Here is a 3,362-nt window from a genome sequence, read left to right on the forward strand (position 1 = left end):
GTCGCGGCCTGCCGGTGCAGCGGACAGCGGAACTGATATATCGGATATCGGCGACGGTGCCGTCGAGCTCCCCGCAGCCGTTACGCGGGGTCGGCGAACCGCACCCGGACGCGGTTCGTGATCGGCTCCGCGTCCTCGGTCCGGACGAACTCGAGCCACGGCCCCGGCTCCGGCCGCACCGACGCGAACCCGTCGCCCTCGCGCGCCACCGGGTGCCCGGTCGCCCGCGCCGAGGCCGCCGGGTCGGGGGAGTCGACGACCACCGCCGCGACCACCCCGGTGTACTCGGGCCGGGGTTCGAGGACGCAGAACTCGTTGCCCTGCGGATCCCGCAGCACCACCCACGGCACGTCGCGCTGACCGACGTCGGCGTGCTCCGCGCCGAGCTTCAGCGCGCGTTCGACGATGTCCGCCTGGTGCTCGGGGGAAGTGGACGCGAGGTCCAGGTGCACCCGGTTCTTCTCGATCTTCGGGGCGTCGCTCCACACGAACGTCAGCTCGATCTCGTCGCCGGCGAACTCGGACCAGAACGCCGCCAGCGCGGAGGGATCTGCGGACTCGAACGTGATTTCCACCCGTGCGAGGGTACTGTCTCGCGCGTGGCGAAGCTGGTGCTCGGACCCCTCCTGCGGTATGTGAACAACTCGTCGGCGACCGTGTGGGTCGAGACCGACGCCCCTTGCGAAGTGAAGATCGCTGAGCACACCTCGAGAACGTTCCAGGTGGGCAGGCAGCACTACGCGCTCGTGCGGATCGAGAACCTCGGTGCCCGCACCGAGTACGACGTGCGCCTCGACGACGAGCTGGTGTGGCCGCCGCCGGACAGCGACTTCCCCAAGCCCGTGATCCGCACCGGCGAGGTCCGCCGGATCGCCTTCGGGTCGTGCCGTGCCGCTCCCTCGCAGCCGGTCGGCGACGACGCCCTCGACGCGTTCGCGCAACGTCTCATGAAGACGCCGGAGGAGGACTGGCCGCAGGCGATGATCCTGCTGGGCGACCAGGTCTACGCCGACGAACCCACCAAGGCGACCATCGAGTGGATGCGCGAGCGCCGCCAGGGCACGAAGGAGCCCGACGGCGAGGTCGTGCACTTCTCCGAGTACGCGCGGCTCTACCACGAGACCTGGGGCGACCCGGAGATCCGCTGGCTGCTGTCGGTCGTGCCGACGTCGATGATCTTCGACGACCACGACGTGCGTGACGACTGGAACACCTCCGAGGTGTGGCGCAGGCAGATGGCCGAGAAGCCGTGGTGGCGCGACAGGATCCGCGGCGCCCTGTCGTCGTACTGGGTCTACCAGCACCTCGGCAACCTCAGCCCGGAGGAGCTCGCCAAGAACGCCCTGTACGCCAAGGTGATGGCGCAGGAGACCGACGTGCTGCCGATGCTGCTCGACTTCGCCGAGGAGGCGGACAAGGAGGCCGACGGCGGCAAGTCGACGATGTGGAGCTACCGCCGCGACTTCGGCCGCGCCCGGCTGCTCATGGTCGACACGCGCTCCGGCCGCATCCTCGAAGAGGGCAGGCGGCAGATGGTGAGCGACGCCGAGTTCGAGTGGATCGAGCGCAACGCCGAGGGTGACTTCGACCACCTGCTGATCGGGTCGTCGCTGCCGTGGCTCATGCCGCACGGGCTCAGCCACGTCCAGTCCATCAACGAGGTCGGCGCGCGCAAGCCCGGCTGGCAGGGCAAGGCCGCCGAGAAGATCCGCCAGGCGGTCGACCTGGAGCACTGGCCCGCGTTCCGCGAGTCGTTCGACCGGCTCTCCCGGATGATCGAGAAGGCCGCGAACACCAACACCTCGACGGTGTGCGTGCTCTCCGGCGACGTCCACCACAGCTACGTCGCCGTGGCCGACTTCCCCAACCCCACCAAGGCGCTGGTCACGCAGCTCGTCTGCTCGCCGGTCCACAACGAACCGCCGAAGGCGCTCGAGCCCATGTTCCGGCTGTCGTGGTCGCGGTCGGTGGGCAGGCTGCTGCGCCGCCTCGCCACCTCCGTCGGCGTCCCGCCGGACCTGCTGAGCTGGCGCAAGACCAGTGGGCCGCACTTCGGCAACTCGGTCGCGCTGCTGGACTTCGACGCCCGCCGCGCCCGCTACCGGCTGTTGTCGGCAACGGGCGAGGAGACCGCGTCCGTCCTACTTAGTCGCGAGTCGGAGTAGGGCCCACAGCTGCGCGATCGCGTCGTGGTCACCGATCACGGTGACCATGCGGTCGGGCAGCCGTCCCCACAGCCAGCGGTACATGGTCATCGGATCTGCCGACACCTGCGCGTCGGCGAGGTGCGCGTCCTCGTGGTCGACGACGCGCCACGCCGACGCGCCGTGCGGGCCGCAGCGCGTGAGCCACAGGTGGTCCCCGGCCTGGACGGCGACCAGGCCGTCCCGCGACCCCCGCACGCCGAGCACGTCGAGCTTGTGGCCCAGCCACAGCGTGAGCACCTCGTCGGCGCCGTCGAGCGCTACCTCGTCGGTGACGGCGCCGACGTCCATGCCCGCCGCGCCCTGGACGTCCATCCGGTGCACCGTCGTCTCGTGGGCGAGCCGTCGCCGCCAGAAACCGTAGTTGCGCTGGTCCGGCCACCACGTCGCGCACGGCTCGTCCTCGTCGTGCGCGCCGAGCTCCGCGAGCACGGCCTCCGCGCCCGACCGCAGGAAGTTGAGCGTGTTCTCGCCGGGCTCCGGGTAGTCCTGCCACTCGCCGGCCTCGGGTTCGCGGCCGAGCCTGATCCACTGCAGGGTCCTGCGGTAGCCGCTGCCGACGTGGCGCACGGTCTCCCCGAGGTTGAGGCCGGGACAGGCGGGCACGCCCTTGTGCGGCGGCTGGCCGAGCGCGGACATCGCGAGCAGGTCCGCCTCGCGGCGCAGGACGTCGAGCGAGTTCACCGCTTGGCCTCATTCATCACACGGTCGACGAGCGTCACGAACTGTTCGGTCTGGCGCACGAGGTCGTCGGCCGTGCGCGCGTTGACGTGGCGGGTGATGCCCGCGAGCACGGCGGCCCGCGTGGACGACCACGCCGCGAAGTAGGCGGCCCACTCGCTCATCTCCGGCGCCATCGAGGCGAGCAGCACCCACGCGCTGGTCGGCCTCGACCGCCCGCGGTGGGGCCGTCCCCGCAACGCGAGCACCGCGGCGGCGGCGCGCAACGCGGCGAGGTAGGCGGTGGCGAACCGTTCCGGGGGCTCCGGCGTGCGTTCGGACTCGGCGAGCGAGTCGCGCGCCTGCCGCAGCAACGCGAGCGCGGACGTGGGTGGCAGGGGGAGGGGGAAGTCGATGGCAGTCATCTCGGCCTCCTCGTGGCGTCGGTGAACGACGTCTCCGCCGAGGGGAAGCCGGCGGCTCCCGGAGGTGGGGTGC

4 protein-coding genes are annotated in these 3,362 nt (G+C 71.2%); 1 reads left to right on the forward strand and 3 read right to left on the reverse strand.

Features of this window, described 5'->3' with window-relative positions:
• Nucleotides 1-80: 80 nt before the first annotated feature.
• Entirely contained in the window at nt 81-575 is a 495-nt protein-coding gene (locus ACFWGZ_RS40310; protein ID WP_382456855.1) for a VOC family protein, read from the reverse strand.
• Between the two features lie 24 nt (nt 576-599).
• Here ACFWGZ_RS40310 and ACFWGZ_RS40315 point away from each other — a divergent pair, with 24 nt between their 5' ends.
• Nucleotides 600-2,165, forward strand: a complete 1,566-nt coding sequence (locus tag ACFWGZ_RS40315; RefSeq protein WP_382456856.1) for an alkaline phosphatase D family protein — start codon at nt 600-602, stop codon at nt 2,163-2,165.
• On the opposite strand, the gene ACFWGZ_RS40320 is transcribed toward ACFWGZ_RS40315, so the two are convergent.
• Both ACFWGZ_RS40320 and ACFWGZ_RS40325 read right to left on the reverse strand, forming a co-directional pair.
• On the reverse strand, nt 2,142-2,888 hold the full coding sequence (locus ACFWGZ_RS40320) for a maleylpyruvate isomerase N-terminal domain-containing protein (RefSeq protein WP_382456857.1): 747 nt from the start codon (nt 2,886-2,888) through the stop codon (nt 2,142-2,144). The two genes, ACFWGZ_RS40315 and ACFWGZ_RS40320, sit on opposite strands and share 24 nt — an antisense overlap.
• Nucleotides 2,885-3,289, reverse strand: a complete 405-nt coding sequence (locus ACFWGZ_RS40325) for an SAV_6107 family HEPN domain-containing protein (protein ID WP_382456858.1) — start codon at nt 3,287-3,289, stop codon at nt 2,885-2,887. The genes ACFWGZ_RS40320 and ACFWGZ_RS40325 overlap by 4 nt, the downstream gene beginning before the upstream one ends.
• Between the last annotated feature and the right edge of the window lie 73 nt (nt 3,290-3,362).

Source organism: Lentzea sp. NPDC060358 (assembly GCF_042725365.1).
GTDB lineage: Bacteria > Actinomycetota > Actinomycetes > Mycobacteriales > Pseudonocardiaceae > Lentzea.